A 522-nucleotide genomic window follows, 5' to 3' on the forward strand; every position below is an offset into this window, starting at 1 on the left:
CTTCGATATGGTATGCAGTGTATTGTAGTTCTGCCATGTCGCAAATATCAGTAGTGTGCGCCTTTGCAAGCTCCAGATAATACCGTGCACTGTCTATATGATTCTTCAAAAGACTTACATCTGTCAATGTGTGATATCCATATACCGTATCCTGTCGGGCGGAAAGTTCGATTCGCTGTAACAGGTCATTGGATATATGCCGTTTGGATATCACATATAGTGATGCAAGATTAGTAAGGCTGACTTCTATCAGATTACTGTTATTATGTTCATCGGCCAAGTCAAGAGCCGCCGAATACAGCCTTATTGCTTTTTCTATATCTTTTGAGTGAAAAGTAGCGGCTGCCATGTCAAGGGTTGCCTTTGTCTCCTCCTGGATATCACCCGATTGGCGGAAATTATTTCTGGCTTCGTGGAAATAATGATATGCCCGGCTGTAGTTCATTTGTTTATAATATACTTCACCGATCTGTCTGTATAAAAGCCCTTTGTAATAAGATTCATCGGTATCTGTCAGTTTCT

1 pseudogene is annotated in these 522 nt (G+C 41.0%); it reads right to left on the reverse strand.

Annotated features, from left to right (window positions below):
- Positions 1–522, reverse strand: a pseudogene (locus N5O98_RS27445) (hypothetical protein); the annotation flags it as partial.

Origin of the sequence: Bacteroides sp. LFL-34, assembly GCF_027257075.1 — a bacterium.
GTDB lineage: Bacteria > Bacteroidota > Bacteroidia > Bacteroidales > Bacteroidaceae > Bacteroides > Bacteroides ovatus.